Source organism: Kocuria sp. NBRC 114282 (genome assembly GCF_030268385.1).
GTDB classification, from domain to species: Bacteria; Actinomycetota; Actinomycetes; order Actinomycetales; family Micrococcaceae; genus Kocuria; species Kocuria palustris.
Window position 1 is genome coordinate 1 of the sequence record NZ_BSQO01000030.1, and the last position, 584, is coordinate 584.

1 rRNA gene is annotated in these 584 nt (G+C 58.4%); it reads left to right on the plus strand.

Annotation, left to right across the window (positions count from 1 at the left end):
• Positions 1-472: 472 nt before the first annotated feature.
• Positions 473-584: ribosomal RNA gene (locus QSJ40_RS12590) — 23S ribosomal RNA — on the plus strand; the annotation flags it as partial.

Genomic DNA, 584 nt, shown 5'->3' on the forward strand with positions numbered 1-584 from the left:
GATCACCTCCTTTCTAAGGAGCTTCACTTTGGTCGCCGTGTGGCGGCCCGCCCGCGCGCCGCTTACTTGGTGTGGGGGTTGTTTTGGTGAGACTCGCTGCACCTGGCCCGTTTCGAGGGCCCGGTGGTGGGTTCGTGCTCATGGGTGGAATATCAGCGGACGAGGCAGCCGGTGCGACCTTCGGGTTGTGGTGGGTGTCTGATCACTGTCTGGTGTCTGCGTGCTTGCTTGGTGCGTGGGTGCTGTTGATGGTTGGTGGTTTGGTGCACTGTCGGGTCCTGGAACAACAGGCCCCGTCACCGTGGTCCTTGCCTTCGGGTGGGGGTGTGGTGGTTGGGTGTGTGTTCTGTGGCTTGCTTCAGGTAGCTGCGCACGGTGTGTGTGGTGAGGGGGGCGGCTGGTGTTGTTTGAGAACTGTATAGTGGACGCGAGCATCTTATTCTTTATGTGAGAATATTTTTTGTGTGTCTGTTTGAAGATTACTAAGGGCGCACGGTGGATGCCTTGGCATCAGGAGCCGATGAAGGACGTGGCAATCTGCGATATGCCTCGGGGAGCCGATAAGCGGGCTGTGATCCGAGGAT